Source organism: Allobosea sp. LjRoot237, from assembly GCF_964253285.1.
Lineage (GTDB): Bacteria > Pseudomonadota > Alphaproteobacteria > Rhizobiales > Beijerinckiaceae > Allobosea.
In genome coordinates this window covers 496420-511117 of record NZ_CAXUQP020000001.1, presented here as the reverse complement: position 1 = coordinate 511117, position 14698 = coordinate 496420, and the positions used below count along the sequence as shown (strand labels likewise).

General features: G+C 66.6%; 12 protein-coding genes and 1 pseudogene. 3 read left to right on the top strand and 10 right to left on the bottom strand.

The features are described 5' to 3' along the window. Positions 1-2: 2 nt before the first annotated feature. From ACSQ24_RS02370 to ACSQ24_RS02360, 3 genes are all read right to left on the bottom strand, one after another. Entirely contained in the window at positions 3-980 is a 978-nt protein-coding gene (locus tag ACSQ24_RS02370) for an ABC transporter permease (protein WP_436093132.1), read from the bottom strand. A gap of 268 nt (positions 981-1248) precedes the next feature. Next, a complete protein-coding gene (locus ACSQ24_RS02365; protein ID WP_436093131.1) occupies positions 1249-2853 on the bottom strand; it encodes an ABC transporter substrate-binding protein in 1605 nt (534 codons plus the stop codon). A gap of 98 nt (positions 2854-2951) precedes the next feature. After that, complete coding sequence (locus ACSQ24_RS02360) at positions 2952-3803, bottom strand: VOC family protein (RefSeq protein WP_436093130.1); 852 nt, start codon at positions 3801-3803, stop codon at positions 2952-2954. A 327-nt stretch (positions 3804-4130) separates the two neighbouring features. Between ACSQ24_RS02360 and ACSQ24_RS02355 the strand changes: the two genes are divergently transcribed. Further along, positions 4131-5459 carry an NAD(P)/FAD-dependent oxidoreductase gene (locus ACSQ24_RS02355; RefSeq protein WP_436093129.1) on the top strand — a complete coding sequence of 443 codons (1329 nt, stop codon included), beginning with the start codon at positions 4131-4133 and terminating at the stop codon, positions 5457-5459. A gap of 48 nt (positions 5460-5507) precedes the next feature. Here ACSQ24_RS02355 and ACSQ24_RS02350 read toward each other — a convergent pair whose 3' ends face one another. Next, positions 5508-6350, bottom strand: a complete 843-nt coding sequence (locus ACSQ24_RS02350; RefSeq protein WP_436093128.1) for an endonuclease/exonuclease/phosphatase family protein — start codon at positions 6348-6350, stop codon at positions 5508-5510. A 16-nt stretch (positions 6351-6366) separates the two neighbouring features. Then, a pseudogene (locus ACSQ24_RS02345) lies at positions 6367-6626 on the bottom strand (carbohydrate ABC transporter permease); the annotation flags it as partial. A 217-nt stretch (positions 6627-6843) separates the two neighbouring features. Between ACSQ24_RS02345 and ACSQ24_RS02340 the strand changes: the two are divergent. Next, positions 6844-7293 (top strand): VOC family protein, encoded by a 450-nt coding sequence (locus ACSQ24_RS02340; RefSeq protein ID WP_436093127.1) that lies wholly within the window; start codon positions 6844-6846, stop codon positions 7291-7293. A 129-nt stretch (positions 7294-7422) separates the two neighbouring features. Continuing rightward, on the top strand, positions 7423-8634 hold the full coding sequence (locus ACSQ24_RS02335; protein ID WP_436093126.1) for an MFS transporter: 1212 nt from the start codon (positions 7423-7425) through the stop codon (positions 8632-8634). A gap of 13 nt (positions 8635-8647) precedes the next feature. On the opposite strand, the gene ACSQ24_RS02330 is transcribed toward ACSQ24_RS02335, so the two are convergent. The 5 genes from ACSQ24_RS02330 to ACSQ24_RS02310 all read right to left on the bottom strand — a co-directional run bounded on the left by ACSQ24_RS02330 (position 8648) and on the right by ACSQ24_RS02310 (position 14684). Continuing rightward, positions 8648-9883, bottom strand: a complete 1236-nt coding sequence (locus ACSQ24_RS02330) for an MFS transporter (protein ID WP_436093125.1) — start codon at positions 9881-9883, stop codon at positions 8648-8650. 147 nt (positions 9884-10030) lie between these two features. Continuing rightward, on the bottom strand, positions 10031-11095 hold the full coding sequence (locus ACSQ24_RS02325; RefSeq protein WP_436093124.1) for a TRAP transporter substrate-binding protein: 1065 nt from the start codon (positions 11093-11095) through the stop codon (positions 10031-10033). A 46-nt stretch (positions 11096-11141) separates the two neighbouring features. Continuing rightward, the gene (locus tag ACSQ24_RS02320; protein WP_436093123.1) at positions 11142-12476 is read right to left on the bottom strand and encodes a TRAP transporter large permease; all 1335 of its coding nucleotides are present in this window, start codon (positions 12474-12476) and stop codon (positions 11142-11144) included. Next, positions 12473-13021, bottom strand: coding sequence for a TRAP transporter small permease (locus tag ACSQ24_RS02315; protein WP_436093122.1), 549 nt, complete (start codon positions 13019-13021; stop codon positions 12473-12475). Before ACSQ24_RS02315 ends, ACSQ24_RS02320 begins: the two co-directional genes overlap by 4 nt. Before the next feature lie 190 nt (positions 13022-13211). Further along, entirely contained in the window at positions 13212-14684 is a 1473-nt protein-coding gene (locus ACSQ24_RS02310; RefSeq protein ID WP_436093121.1) for an aldehyde dehydrogenase, read from the bottom strand. Positions 14685-14698 lie beyond the last annotated feature (14 nt).

Below are 14698 nucleotides of genomic sequence, written 5' to 3'. Positions count from 1 at the left end.
GCTCAGCTCCCCGCCGTGATGCGCGGGTCGAGCCGGGCATAGAGCAGGTCGACGATGAAATTGACCGCGATCACCAAGAGCGCCGAGACGAAGACGATGCCGAGCAGCGTGTTGAGGTCGCGCTGGATCACCGATTCATAGGCGAGCCGGCCGAGCCCGGGCAGCGAGAACACGCTTTCGACCACGACCGAGCCGCCGAGCATGGTGCCGGCCTGCAGGCCGATCAGCGTCACCATCGGCAGGAGCGCGTTGCGCAGCACATGCCGCACCACGACCCGCGTCTCGTCCATGCCCTTCGAGCGCGCGGTGCGGACGAAATCGAGGTTGAGCACCTCGAGCATCGAGCCGCGCATGATGCGCAGATAAATCGCCATGTAGAACAGGCCGAGCGTCAGCGTCGGCAGGACGAGGTGCAGGGCGATGTCGAGCGTGCGCCGCAGGCCGGTGTAGCTGACCGTGATGTCCTCGAAGCCCCCGGCCGGCAGCCATTGCAGATAGATCGAGAAGACGACGATCGCCATCAGCCCGAACCAGAAGGTCGGCATCGCGTAGAACATCAGGCCGAGGGTGGAGATCAGCGTGTCCGGCCATGTGTTGACGCCGCGCGCCGCAACGACGCCGAGGATCAGCCCGAAGAAGAAGGCGAAGGAGAGCGAGGCGGTCATCAGCAGGATGGTCGCCGGCAGCCGCTCGGCGATCACAGTCGCCACCGGCTTGCCGTAGATCGCGGAGAAGCCGAGATCGAGCCTGACCAGCCGCCAGAGATAATTGCCGAGCTGGGCCCAGACCGAGAGGTCGAGCCCGTAGAATTCGCGCAACTGCTTGGCGGTTGCCGCGTCGCCGCCGCCCATCTGCGCCATCATCGCATCGACGGTGTCGCCGGGCGCGAGCTGCAGCAAAAGGAAGACCCCGATCAGGATCAGGATCAAAGTCGGGATCGAGGCGGCGAGACGCCGCCCCGCGAGAACTAGGACACGCATGGGAACAAAGTGATCATAATTTTACGCGACCCGGTCGCCGAATGGACGCGGCCGGCATGGGACAGCCGCCATTCCCTTCCCCCCGCTTGCGGTGGGGAAGGGTTAGGGATGGGGGGCCGGACAGCAGGGCTCGACCGTCCTTCAACGGCGCGCCGAGCGGGGCTGCCTCCCACCCAACCCTCCCCACCGCAAGCGGGGGGAGTGCTTGAGTCTGCCATCGCTGTCGAGAAACCTTGCAAGATATCGCCTTGGTCGGAGTGGGGAAGCGTCACTCCGCCAACCAAAGATCGTGCCAGGAGGCGGAGCCCCAGCGCGGCGTGTTGGAGTGGTTGCGGGCTTTGGCGCTGATCGCAGTCAGGAAGATCTGTTCGATCGGCGTCCAGATCGGCAGCTCGGTGTTGGCGCGCCGCACGAAGTCGCCATAGAGCGCCTTGCGCTTGGCCGGGTCGATCTCGGTCGCCGCATCGTCGATCAGCTTGTCGATGGTCGGGTCGGTCCAGTCCCATTGATTGGTCCAGGGCGCGCCCTTCGGCTGGCCGGACCGGTACCACACTGTGGTCGAGACGGCCGGATCGTTGCGGTACTGGTGCCAGCCGGTGGCGAGATCGAAGGCGTGGTCGTCATAGACCTGCTTCAGATAGCCGCCGCCATCGTTGCGGACGATGTCGACCTTGATGCCGACATCGGCGAGCGACTGCTGGATGAAGGTGGCAAAGAGCGTGATGTCCTCGCCCCAGGGCGCCGGCAGCAGCCGCAGCGCAAAGCGCGTCCCGCCGGCGCCAGGCTTGAAGCCGGCCTCGTCGAGCAGCTTGGCGGCCAGCTTCTTGTCGAACGGGTACTGCGGGCCGTTGTCGGCCGGATAGAAGTCGGTCGAGACCGAGGGGATCGGCCCGGTGCCGCGCTTGGCGAAGTCGCCGAGGAAGTTCTCGATGAAGAAGGGAATGTCGAGCGCATGCGCGATCGCGCGCCTGACGCGGATGTCGGCGAGCTCCTTGCGGCGGAAATTGAATTCGACCGTGTTGGTGCGGGCGTTGCCCTCATTGCCCTTGGTCGAGACGATGAAGCGCGGGTCCTTGCCGAGCCGGGCCGAGTCCGAGATCGTCAGGCCGGAGAACGGGCTGTAATGGATCTGCCCGGCTTCCATCTGGGCGGCGGCCGCGGCGCGGTCGGTCACCACGCGCCAGACGATCCGGTCGAGATAGGGCGCGTTGGTCCGCCAGTAGTTCGGGTTGCGGTCGGCGATGATGTGCTGGCCGCGCTCGTACTGCACGAACTTGAACGGACCGGTGCCGACCGGCGCCAGATTGACCGGGTTCTGGCGGATGTCGCCCTTGCCTTCGTAGAGATGGCGCGGCGAGACATAGCCGAGATCGGGCAGCGCCCGCAGCAAGAGGTTGAGCGGCATCGGACGCTCATAACGGAACACCGCCGTCAGCGGGTCGGGCGTGTCGACCGCGGTGAGGAAGAGCTGCAGTGTGGTGCCGTAGTTCAGGATCTTCTTCCACATCTCCATCGCCGTGTACTGCACGTCGGCGGAGGTGAAGGGCTTGCCGTCATGCCAGGTCACGCCGGGGCGAAGCTTGAAGGTGATGGTCTTGCCGTCGGGCGCGGCTTCCCAGCTCTCGGCGAGCACGCCAACGGGCTGGCCCTTGGCGTCGAGGTCGACCAGCTGCTCCTGGACCTTGCCGCCGATGATGTAGACGCCGGTCGAGGCTTGAAGGCTCGGGTTCAGCTGGCGCTGCTCGGCGCCGTAATGGACGGTGAAGACACCGCCCTTGCGTGGCGTTTCCTGGCCGAAGGAGCGCATCGGGAACAGCACGTTGGAGGCGATGGCGGCGCTGGTCATCAGCGCGGCGCGGCGGGTCATATCCATTGATGATCTCCTGGGCCGGCGTGCACGCTCGGCACGATGCGGTCGTCACAAGGCCCCGTCAATTCGACGAAGCCGTTCTTGAAAAAGGCAGGGTCGTCCTATTGCGGCAGGAAGCTCACGATCACGCCATTGGCGGAGGCGGCCGGCACGCTGACAGCGCCATCGTGCCCGACCCCGACAGGGCCAAGCGCCTTGGCAGCGCGATCGAGATCATCGCTCGCCAGCACGATCGCCACCGCACCGGCAGGGGCCGTACCGACCCGCACCGTATCCGGGTAGCGCCGGGCGAGGCCGTTGGCGTCATAGAACAGGAAATCGGCGCGCTTGCCGCCCGACGGCACCAGCCAGGCGTCGTCCTGCTGCTTCACCGGCTCGTCGATCAGCCGGCTCAGATGCTCGGCCGCGGCCTTGGGATCGGCCGCCAGCACCTCAACGCGGATGATCCGGCTCGCGCCGTTGGCATGGCTCTGCAGCTCGGGAATCCAGACCGTCTCGCGGGTCAAATGCTGGCAGGCGAAGATGCGCAGGCTGCCGGGATTCTCGTCGAGCGGCCAGCGGAAGACGTTGAACCTTGCCTCGCCGTTGCCGCCATTGGGCAGGTCGACCGGACGGCCGAAATGGACGGGGCCGAGCGGCTCGAGGCCGCGGCTCTTCAGTTCGGCGGCGCCGGCGGCGGCATCGTCCGTGGTGAAGGCGGCCCGCTCGATGCCCTCGCGTTCCCGAAGAAAGTCGCGGGTCGGCTTGTTGTGCTCGGTCTCGGCCAGGATGCCGAGCAGCTCGAGATAGTCATCGCCGAACATGATCGTGTAGTTGCCGCTGCCGAGAATGGGCGAATGCGTTCCACGGGGCGAAACGGTGAAACCGAGGCGCTGCCATTGCCCAGCCGACGCGTCGAGATCGCGAACCGTCACCACGACATGGTCGAGACCGAGAATGTGCTTCAGCGGCATGACGCCCCCTTATGATCAGAACCCAACGGAAGGAGAGTTCATCCGAACGCAGGTTAGGGCGCAACCGCTCAGGGATGACGATTCCAGCGGCCCCCGCTGCGTGGGAGACATAGCGTCGGGAGAATAGTATTTTCAAGAACCCGAGAAACAAAGGCAAAATTTGGTATAATTCATTCGTTTCAGGCGCAAAAAGTAGTAAATTGTTCTCCGGCAGGTGAAGCGCCGGGAACAGCGTACTTGCAGGCCGATGGCCATGGCGGCAAGGATACGGGGTAAGCCCGCGACGCGGGTCCTCGCTCGCCCAATCCCTGCCGAAAGACGCCACTGATGACTGCCCCCTCTTCCGTCGCCTGGCCGCCGTCACTCTGGGCCGCGACGGCCCAGCCCGGCCCTGTGCTCGGGACGCTCGAAGGCGCAGTCGAGAGCGATGTCGTGGTGATCGGCGCCGGCTTCACTGGTCTCTCGACCGCGATCCATCTGCGCGAGAGTGGGGTCGGCGTCACCATCCTGGAAGCGGCCGAACCAGGCTGGGGCGCTTCCGGGCGCAATAACGGCCAGGTCATCCCGACATTGGCCGGCCATGATCCTTCCGCGATGGTTGCCCGGCATGGCGAGGCCGGCGAGCGCTTCAACGCGGTGCTGCGCGACAGCGCGCAATATCTCTTCGACCTCGTGCGCAAATACGAGATCCCGGCCGAAGCCGAGCAGGCAGGCTGGGTCCAGCCCGTGCATTCGCCGGGGCGCTTCAAGCTCGCCGAGAAGCGCGTCAGGGAATGGTCGGCGATCGGCGCGCCGGTCGAACTGCTCGATCGTGCTGCGGCCGCCGAGATGCTCGGCTCGGATGCCTGGTTCGGCGGCTTCTGGAACCGCACCGGCGGTCACATCAACCCGCTCGCCTTGACCCGCGGCCTCGCCGAGGTCGCACTCAGGCTTGGCGCAACCATCCATGCGCGCTCACCCGCCGTGAGCATGACGCATCGGAACGGCCGCTGGGTGGTAACGACGGCCCGCGGATCAGTGACGGCGCGCGCGCTCGTCCTGGCGACCAACGCCTATACCGGCGAGTTCGCGCGCGATCTCGCTCCGGACATCGCCAACGAGGTCATCCCAGTCCTGTCCTGGCAGATGGCGACCAAGCCGGTCAGCGACAATATCGCCAAGACCGTCATCCCCGGCCGGCAGGCGATGTCGGACACGCATCGCGAACTCTATTTCGCCCGCTGGGACGCCCGCAACCGCCTGGTGACCGGCGGCGCTGCGGTCCTGCCCGGAGCGGGCGGCGCCAACCTTCGCCCGGCGGTCGCAGCGCGGCTGAAACGTCTCTGGCCGCAGCTCGGCGAGGTCGAGTTCGACTATGTCTGGTCCGGCTATGTCGGGATGACGCCCGACAATCTGCTGCAGCCGCAGGTGCCGGGCTACCCGCGCATCCACCAGCTCGGGCCGAACGGCTTCGCCTGGGTCGGCTGCAACGGGCGCGCCGTCGCATTGTCGATCTCGCTCGGCCGCGAGCTGGCGAAGGCGACGCAGGGCGCGGCGCTGGAGACGCTGGGCCTGCCGCTCTCGGCGCCGAGGGCGCAGCCTTTCCAGGGCTTGATCCGCCGCATCGCGCCGCTCGTCCTGCCGCTCTACCGCAGGCTGGACGCGCAGGAGATCTAGGATCGCTGCGCGCAACTCGTGGTCCAGCCGGCAAAGGTGGCGCGGCAATCAGCCGAGATCGAACTCGACGAGGATCGGCTGGTGGTCGGAGACCTTGGTCTCGACATCGCAGATGATGGCGCGGGCTCGCGCCGCGAGATCGGGCGTCGCCAGCACATAGTCGAGGCAACCCGGCTGGCCATGGGTCTGGTCGAACAGGTTGGCGGTCGGCGGATGCGGCACCTCGCCCATCACCGAGGCCCAGAGATCGACCAGCGGCGGCTCGCCACCGTCAAACGGCGCCAGCAGCCGCGCCAGCACCGGATCATCCGGCCGCATGTTGAAGTCGCCGGTCAGCACCGCGCTCGCCGAGCTCGGCGTCATCCGGTAGGTGTGCGGCCCGGCCGAGCGCGGCTTGGCGTGGCGGGCGAGCGCCATGCGGTGGGCCTCGCGGATGCCCTCGGCCTGCGCGGCGCGCAGCTTCGAGGACGAGTATTCGAGATGCGTCGTCATCAGCCTGACCGGGCCGAGCGGCGTCAGCGCCATCGCCTCGATCAGCATGCGCGGCATGTTGCGGGTCTCGGCCGCCTCCCAGGGCAGGAGATGGCGCAGCGCCTGCGCGACGGGATAGCGCGTCAGCAGGAGGTTGCCGAAGCGCTGGCGGCCGCCCTTGCCGTCGTCGACATCGACGCCGATGCCCTCGATCGCGGTGAAGCCCGGCAGCAGTTCGGCAAAACGGGCGAACTGGTTGGCCTCGTCGTTGAAGTCGAGCTCGGGGAAATTGTCCGCGACCTCCTGCAGGCAGAGCACGTCGAAATCCGCCATCTGCCGGGCATGAGCGACGACGCGCGCCGGGTCGACGCGATCGTCCATGCCGCGGGCCCATTGGATGTTCCAGGTGATCAGTTTCATCCGAACCGCCATGTCGTCATTCGATTCCCGCACGCATGAAGCTCTGCACGAACTGGCGCTGGAACAGCAGGAAGCCGACCAGCAGCAGCGCCGAGGTCATCAGCGTCGCGGCGCAGATCACCGCCCAGTCGATACCCTGGTCGCTCAACGAAAGCACCCGGAGGCCGACCGTCAGCGGCCACGAATTCACCGAACCGGTCACCAAAAGCGGCCAGAGGAAGTTGTTCCAGTGATAGCCACCGAGACCAGCCCGTAGGCGATATAGGTCGGCTTGGCGAACTGTCGGCGGTGGCTGCCCTGCCATCGTGCAGCTATGATTATTTGCCGGGCACGCGATCACGACACCCCGAACCTTCCATGCCCCTGAAAGTTGACACCGGCGGGCCAGATACGTTGATATCAACTCTCATGGAAGGATGCTGACCGCTTCTGGGGGCCCGGTGACTATCTTGCCCGAGCCTATCGAAGCCTCTCTAGGGAAAAGGAGACGACCATGAAGATCGTGACCAGCTTGAGCTTCCGCGGCCAGTGCCGCGAGGCGTTCGAATTCTATGCCAAGGTCCTCGGCGGGAAGATCACGGCGGCCATGCCTTACGGAGATGCGCCGCCCGGCATGGGCATGCCGGCCGACGACACGTACAAGAGCTGGCTGATGCATTGCTGGCTTGAGGTCGGCGACCAGGCACTGATGGGCGCCGACATGGACATCGCCTGGGCCCCCAACATCGACAAGCCCAAGAACGGCTTCGACGTCACGCTGCATACCAACGACAAGGCGCAGGGCCAGCGCTGGTTCGATCAGCTCGCCGAAGGCGGCAAGGCGGTGATGCCGTTCAGCGAGACCTTCTGGTCGCCCGGCTTCGGCTCGCTGGTCGACAAGTTCGGCATCCCGTGGATGGTCAACACCATCCCGTCCGGCGACTGGAAGCCGCCGCAGGGCTGATCCGCACCACGCGAAAAAAATCCGCAGCGGCATGTCGGCATCGCCGATGCCGCTGCGTCCTTGGGGTATCGGCCGCGCGCGGTGTCTCAAGACAGCTCGGGCGGTGCACGGAGCGCCCCGGAGAATCCCATGAATCAGTCCTATCGCTGGGTGATCGTCGCAGCAGGCGGCCTTTTAGGCTGCGTTGCGATCGGTGCCATGTTCTCGCTACCCGTCTTCCTGCGGCCGATGTCGCAGGATACCGGCTGGTCCGTCACCGGCATCTCGACGGCGATGACGTTCGGCTTCCTCGCCATGGCGGCGGCCAGCATGGTCTGGGGCGGCCTCTCCGACCGCTACGGGCCGCGCCCGGTGGTGCTGACCGGATCGGTCGTGCTCGCCGCCAGCCTGGCGCTCGCCAGCCGCGCCGACTCGCTGATCGAATTCCAGCTCCTCTTCGGCCTTCTGGTCGGTGCTGCGACCGCCGCCGTCTTCGCGCCGATGATGGCCTGCGTCACCGGCTGGTTCGACACGCAGCGCGGCCTCGCCGTCTCGCTCGTCTCGGCCGGCATGGGCATGGCGCCGATGACGATGGCGCCGCTCGCGGCCTGGCTCGTCACCGGCCATGACTGGCGTACCGCCATGCAGATCATCGCCGGCATCGCGGCCGTGCTGATGATTCCCGCGGCGCTCCTCGTGCGCCGGCCGCCAGCCCTGGAGGCTGCAGCGCAGGGCGAGGCGATTGCCGATGAGCCGCAAGCGGGGATGAGCGTCGGCCAGGCGGTGCGCTCGCCGCAGTTCATCACGCTGATGCTGGCGAACTTCTTCTGCTGCGCGACTCATTCCGGCCCGATCTTCCACACGGTGAGCTATGCCGTGACCTGCGGCATCCCAATGCTTGCGGCCGTGTCGATCTACAGCGTCGAGGGGCTGGCCGGCATGTTCGGCCGCATCGGCTTCGGTTTGGCCGGCGATCGGTTCGGCGCGCAGCGCATTCTCGTGATCGGGTTGCTGACGCAGGCCTTCGGCGTGCTCGCCTACGCCTTCGTCGACCAGCTCGGCGGCTTCTATGCCGTGGCGGTGCTGGTCGGCTTCATCTACGCCGGCACGATGCCGCTCTATGCCGTGATCATCCGCGAGAATTTCCCGCTGAAGATGATGGGCACGATCATCGGCGGCACGGCGATGGCCGGCAGCCTGGGCATGTCGACCGGCCCGCTGCTCGGCGGCTTGATCTACGACCGCTTCGGCACCTATGCGCCGATGTATGTCGGCTCCTGGGTCATGGGTCTGGGGGCGATGCTGATCCTGCTGACCTTCCGGCCATTCCCCAAGCGACAGCCGGAACTGGCGATGGCTTAGAGCCACTGCCCTGCTAGCGCTTGGTCATCTCGATGTCCGGGATCGTCGGCCCGGTCGTGCCCCGCTCGCCATCGACCATCGGTGGCGATGGGTTTCGCGAGATCCGCAGCGCGATATAGATCGCGACGGCCACTGACAGCCCGGTGAGATAGACCAGCATGCCTTGCGGGCCCATGAACTGCATCAGCAGGGTCGCGGCCAGCGGCCCGATGGCGGACCCTGTGCCCCAGAGGAACAAGAGCTGCGCCGAGAGCCCGACGGCATGGTCGCGCCCCATGCGGAAATAGGCGTGCGTGACCGCGACCGTATAGAGCGGGATGCCGCAGCCGCCGATCAGCGCGAACAGGCCGAAGAGCCAGAACCGGCCATGGGCCGGATCGGCCTGCAGGAGCATCGCGAGGCCGGCTGCGGTAACCGCGACGATGCTGGTCGCGACGAGCATGATCAGGCGGCTGGCGACGCGGTCCGCGAGCAGGCTCATCGGCCATTGCAGCAGGAGCGCGCCAATCTGGATACCCGCCGTGAGCAGGATGGTGGCGCGCTGGTCGAGCCCGGACAGGATGCCGTAAGCGGGAGTCACGCTCGTCAGCGGACCGCCCACCAGCCCGACATAGAGGCAGCCAACCACTGCGGCCGGTGCTTGCGACCATAGTGTCCGCAGCCCGACCGAGACGATCTCGCTCGACTCCGGTCCCCGCGCACGCGTCAGCGCAACCGGGATCAGCGCCAGGGAGAAGGCCATGCTGGCGAAGAGGAAGATGTCCTGCGACTGGATCGCGACATAGCCCACGCCGATCTGCGAACCGATCAGCGCGACGCGGTTGAGGATCTGGTAGATGCCGAAGATCCGGCCACGCTGGGCCCGGTTGGCCTGCCCGCTGATCCAGCTCTCGATGCAGATGCCGTGACCGGCCGCCGCCAGGCCCATGACCAGCCGTGCCAGACCCCACCATGCTTCCGGCAATAATGGAAAACTCAGCGTCGAGGCCGCCTGAAGCGCGGCGAACACCGCAAAGCCGCGGATATGGCCGACCCGGCGCACGAGCGAGGGATTGACGAAGCAGCCGATCAGGAAGCCGAGCGAATAGGCGGAAGCGACAAGGCCGATCAAGAGCGGCGGCTGGCCTGCGATCGCCATCTGCAGCGGCACGACCGTGTTCACGATCGTCCCGGCGACCTGCAGGATCAAGGCACCTGCAACGATGGCGCCGAGCGCGGCGACAGAACCGCCTGGGGCCTTTGCTGTCACAGCGTGATCACGTCCCGAAAGCCTGTTTCGGCGACGCTAACAGCTCGCCCGGATTCGGAAAAGCCAACTATCGCACTGATTGCACCATCTGTGAGTGAAGCTTCGCCGGCGCGGTCAAGCACCGTCCGGCGAAGCCCCTGTCTCTGCTTACTTGGCGTATTGCTGGATCAGCGCACGCGCATCCGCGATCAGCTTCTTGCCGTCAGCGCCCTTCGCGCCGACCTCCTTGATCCAGTCCTCCTCGACGGAGGCGGTCGCCTCGACCCAGCGCTTGTACTCGTCCTGCGGCAAATCATAGAAGACGCCGCCAAGATCGGCCGCCTGCTTCTTGAAGGGTTCGACCACCGCATCGAAGCCGATCTCGCCCGCCCAGGCCGAGGTCTCCGGGCCGCTATTGGCGTCGATCACCTTCTTCAGATCGGCCGGCAGGCTGTCGTATTTCGCCTGGTTCATCCCAAACAGGAAGATCGTGTTCGAGATGCGCGGCGCTCCCGCCGGCACGTTGAGATGGTATTTGGCGATCTCGGCCAGCTTGATCGACGGCGAGCCCTCCCACGGCACGGCCGCGCCGTCGACGACGCCCTTGGCGAGCGATTCCGGCACGGCCGGCAGCGGCATCTGCACCGGGGTCGCGCCCAGCGCTGCGAGCATGCGCGAATTGGCACGCGTCGCCGCCCGGATCTTCAGGCCCTTCATGTCGACGAGCGTCTTCGGCTGCTTGCTGGTGAAGTGGAAGAGCGCGCCGTCATGCACATGCATGAAGATGCGCTTCACGCCCTTGAACTCGTCCTGCGCATTCTTCTCGACATAATCCCAGAAGGCGTGGCTGCCGGCCTTGGCCGTCACCACCATCCAGGGCAGTTCGAAGACCTCGGACTTGGCGAACCGGCCCGCCGCATAGGTCGGCACGGTCCAGATCGCATCGACGACGCCGTCGCGCACCTGGTCGAAGAGCTGAGCCGGCGTGCCGCCGAGCTGCATCGCCGGATAGATCTGGCATTTGAGCTTGTCGCCCGATTCCTTGGCGATCTTGTCGCACCAGGGCTGGATCAGCTTGACCTGCGCGCTCGAGGTCGAGGGCAGGAAATGATGGACCCGGATGATGACCTGCTGCGCCGAGGCCGGTGTCGCCACCATCAGGCCTGCCAGGCCGCCGACAGCCAACAGGCCGCTGCGGAATCGGTTGAGGATGGATGTCCGTTGCTTGCTCATGCTGCACCTCCCTGTGTGGTTGTTGTCTGCTTCTTGGTGAACTGCCTCACAGCGCCCCGAACGCCTTGACCAGGACGAGCGAGATCGAGGGGAAGGCGACGAGGACGACGATGCGGACGAGGTCGGAGGCGAGGAAGGGCATCACGCCCTTGAAGGTCTCGACCAGCGGCACGTCCTTGGCCAGGCGGTTGATGATGTAGACGTTCATCCCGACCGGCGGATGCACCAGGCCGATCTCGACCACCATCAGGGCGAGAATGCCGAACCAGATCGACTTGTCCTCGACCGACATGCCGTAGAAATCGAGCCCGATGATCATCGGATAGAAGATCGGGATCGTCAGCAGGATCATCGCCAGCGAATCCATGACGCAGCCGAGCAGGATGTAGATCACGAGGATCATCGCCAGCACGAAGAGCGGGGCGAGGCCGCTCTCCTTGACCCAGTTCGCGAGCTCGGCCGGCATCTGCGACAGCGCCAGCGCCGTGTTCAGCATGTCGGCGCCGAGCAGCACCAGCAGGATCATCGCCGTCGCCTGCGCGGTGCCGAGCGCGCTGTCGATCAGGCCGCGCAGCCGCATGCCGCCGCTGACCACCGCAATCGCGCCGCAGGCCGCAGCCCCGATCGCGGCCGCCTCGGTCGGCGTGGCCCAGCCGCCATAGATGCCGACGATGACGATCACGAAGACGAGGATCACCGGAAGCACGCCAGCGAAGACCTTGAGCCGCTCCGGCCAGGGCACGCGCGGGCCCGCCGGCCCCGCTTCCGGGTTGCGGCGCACGACCAGCTGCACCACGAACATGTAGCCGAACATCGCGATCAGCCCGGGCAGGACGGCGGCCATGAACAGCTTGCCGATCGATTCCTGGGTCAGGATCGCGTAGATCACGAGGGGTACCGAAGGCGGGATCATGATGCCGAGCGTGCCGCCGGCCGCGAGCGCGCCGGTGGCGAGGCTCCCCGAATAGCGGTAGCGGCGCAGCTCCGGCAGGGCGACCTGGCCCATCGTCGCCGCGGTCGCGAGCGAGGAGCCGCAGATCGCGCCGAAGCCGGCACAGGCGCCGATCGCCGCCATGGCGACACCGCCGCGACGATGGCCGATGAAGGCGTTCACGCACTTGAAGAGGCTGGCCGAGAGGCCGCCATGGGTGGCGAACTGCCCCATCAGCAGGAACAGCGGGATGACCGTCAGGTCATAATTCGAGAGACGGGCGTAAGGGATGGATTTCAGGATGTTGAGCCAGGGCGCCCAGTTGCCGCCCATCAGGTAGACATAGCCACTCGAGCCCGCGACGAACATCGCGATGCCGATCGGCACCCGGAACGCCATCAGCGTGAGGAGGCCTGCAAAGATCGTGAAGCCGACCGAGATCCCGCTCATCGACGGGGGCCCTCGCGATGCGCGGCTTCCTGGGCATGGCGCGTCGCCATGTAGAAGCCCGCCAGTGCCAGCATCGCAAAGCCCGGCACCATCGCGATCTGCGCCCACCAGACGGGTATATCGAGGATCGCGGAGGTCTCGCCCGATTCCTGGGTGCCGATCGCCCCGACATAGACGCGCCAGGTCAGCACGGCGCCGACGAGCCCGACCAGAAGCGAGCCGAAGGCGTCGAGCGCGTGATTGACCCAGGGCGGGGCCGCGGCCGTGAAGAAGTCGACTTTCACGTCACCATGGTTGAGGTGGCAATAGGCGAAGAAGGCAGCGGACGCGGCGGCCGCGATCATCTGCAGGAGCTCGATATCGCCGGGAACGGGCGCAGACAGGAGCTTGCGGCCGACGATCGAGACGATCGACATGCCGACGAGGCCGACGAACAGCAGCCCTCCTGTGATCGCCAGGACCTTCGAGACGGCCAGCAGCACGCGCCCGGACGCCCCGAAGGCAATCGGATCGTTCGCTGGTGCGCCCGGCACGGGTTCCTGCATCGACTTCCTTCCCCTTTTTTTGTCGGCGCACTTTTTCCGTACGCTCGAAACTCAGGCAGCTTGCTCTGCCATCTTCATCAGCGCGTAGGGGGGTGCAGCTCGCGGCACCCCTCAACGCGCTGTTCCGCCGCACAGTTTAGCGTCTCGATCTCAGCGCGGCGCCTCGCCGATCTCGCGCCCATCTTTGCACCTAGAACGGGTAGTGGCGTGGCGCGGTCTGCAGCGTCAGCCAGCGCAGTTCGGTGAAGGCGTCGATGCCGGCGCGCCCGCCGAAGCGGCCATAGCCACTGTTCTTGACGCCGCCGAACGGCATCTGCGCCTCGTCGTGCACGGTCGGGCCGTTGACATGGCAGATGCCGGTTTCGATCCGTCCGGCTACGCGCCAGCCTCGCGCTGTGTCGCCCGTGAACACGGCCGCCGAAAGCCCATAGGGGTTGTCGTTGGCGCAGGCGATCGCGGCTTCCTCGCCATCGACGCGGACGATCGCCTTGACCGGGCCGAAGCTCTCTTCGCCATAGATCCGCATCGCCGGCGTGACGTGGTCGAGCAGCGTCGCCGGAAACAGCGTCGTATCCGCCTTGCCGCCGCAGACGAGCGTCGCGCCCTTCGCCAGCGCATCGTCGATCAGGCCGTTGCAGCGCTCGACCGCCTTCATGTCGACGACCGAGCCGAGCACCACCGGCCCTTGGCGCGGATCGCCGAGCGGCAGGCTCGTTGCCTTGGCGGCGAGCCGCGCGACGAAGTCGTCGGCGATGCGGTTGTCGACCACGATGCGTTCGGTCGACATGCAGATTTGGCCGGAATTGGCGAAGGCGCCGAAGGCGATGCCGGCGACCGCCACGTCGAGATCGGCATCGTCGAGGACGAGGGCCGGGGCCTTGCCTCCGAGCTCCAGCACCACCGGCTTCAGATGCTCGGCGCAGAGCTTCGCGATGATCCGCCCGACATGGGTCGAGCCGGTGAAATTGACCCGCCTGACAGCGGGATGCGCGACCATCGCCGCGACGACCTCGGCAGCGTCCTCAGGCGCATTGGTGACGAAGTTGACGACGCCATCAGGCAACCCCGCCTCCTGCAGCGCCGCGATGATCAGCCCATGCGTGCGCGGGCAGAGCTCCGAGCCCTTCAGCACGACGGTGTTGCCACAGGCGAGCGGCACGGCGATGGCGCGCGTGCCGAGGATCACGGGCGCATTCCACGGCGCCATGCCGAGCACGACGCCCGCCGGCTGGCGCACTGCCAAAGCGAGGCTGCCCGGCACATTGGAGGGGATGACCTCGCCGCTGATCTGCGTCGTCAGCGCAGCGGCCTCGATCAGCATATCGGCGGCAAGATGGACGTTGAAACCGGCCCAGATGGCAGAGGCCCCGGTCTCGGCCGACATCGCGGCCGTAAAATCGGCGGCACGCGCCTCCAGCGCATGCGCGCCCTTGACCAGCAGTTCACGGCGTTTGGACGGCGGCGTCTGGGACCAGGCGGGGAAGGCGCGAGCGGCTGCGTCGACCGCCGCCCGTGCGTCGTCAACCGTCGCTGCGGCGGCGCGGCTCGCGACCGAGCCGTCGAGCGGATTGCGCCGCTTGAAGACGCGCCCTCCAGTAGCCGCGCCCGCTTTGCCGTCGATCAGGAGGTTGACGATGTCGGCGCTGTCGCTGGCGTTGGTCATCTCGGTCCTCGCAA

Bases quoted from the DNA above. Each gene is read 5' to 3' on its own strand.
- ACSQ24_RS02310 (WP_436093121.1), bottom strand. From the start codon at position 14,684: ATGACCAACGCCAGCGACAGCGCCGACATCGTCAACCTCCTGATCGAC.
- ACSQ24_RS02350 (WP_436093128.1), bottom strand. From the start codon at position 6,350: ATGAAACTGATCACCTGGAACATCCAATGGGCCCGCGGCATGGACGAT.
- ACSQ24_RS02370 (WP_436093132.1), bottom strand. From the start codon at position 980: ATGCGTGTCCTAGTTCTCGCGGGGCGGCGTCTCGCCGCCTCGATCCCG.
- ACSQ24_RS02365 (WP_436093131.1), bottom strand. From the start codon at position 2,853: ATGGATATGACCCGCCGCGCCGCGCTGATGACCAGCGCCGCCATCGCC.
- ACSQ24_RS02360 (WP_436093130.1), bottom strand. From the start codon at position 3,803: ATGCCGCTGAAGCACATTCTCGGTCTCGACCATGTCGTGGTGACGGTT.
- ACSQ24_RS02325 (WP_436093124.1), bottom strand. From the start codon at position 11,095: ATGAGCAAGCAACGGACATCCATCCTCAACCGATTCCGCAGCGGCCTG.
- ACSQ24_RS02320 (WP_436093123.1), bottom strand. From the start codon at position 12,476: ATGAGCGGGATCTCGGTCGGCTTCACGATCTTTGCAGGCCTCCTCACG.
- ACSQ24_RS02335 (WP_436093126.1), top strand. From the start codon at position 7,423: ATGAATCAGTCCTATCGCTGGGTGATCGTCGCAGCAGGCGGCCTTTTA.
- ACSQ24_RS02355 (WP_436093129.1), top strand. From the start codon at position 4,131: ATGACTGCCCCCTCTTCCGTCGCCTGGCCGCCGTCACTCTGGGCCGCG.
- ACSQ24_RS02315 (WP_436093122.1), bottom strand. From the start codon at position 13,021: ATGCAGGAACCCGTGCCGGGCGCACCAGCGAACGATCCGATTGCCTTC.
- ACSQ24_RS02340 (WP_436093127.1), top strand. From the start codon at position 6,844: ATGAAGATCGTGACCAGCTTGAGCTTCCGCGGCCAGTGCCGCGAGGCG.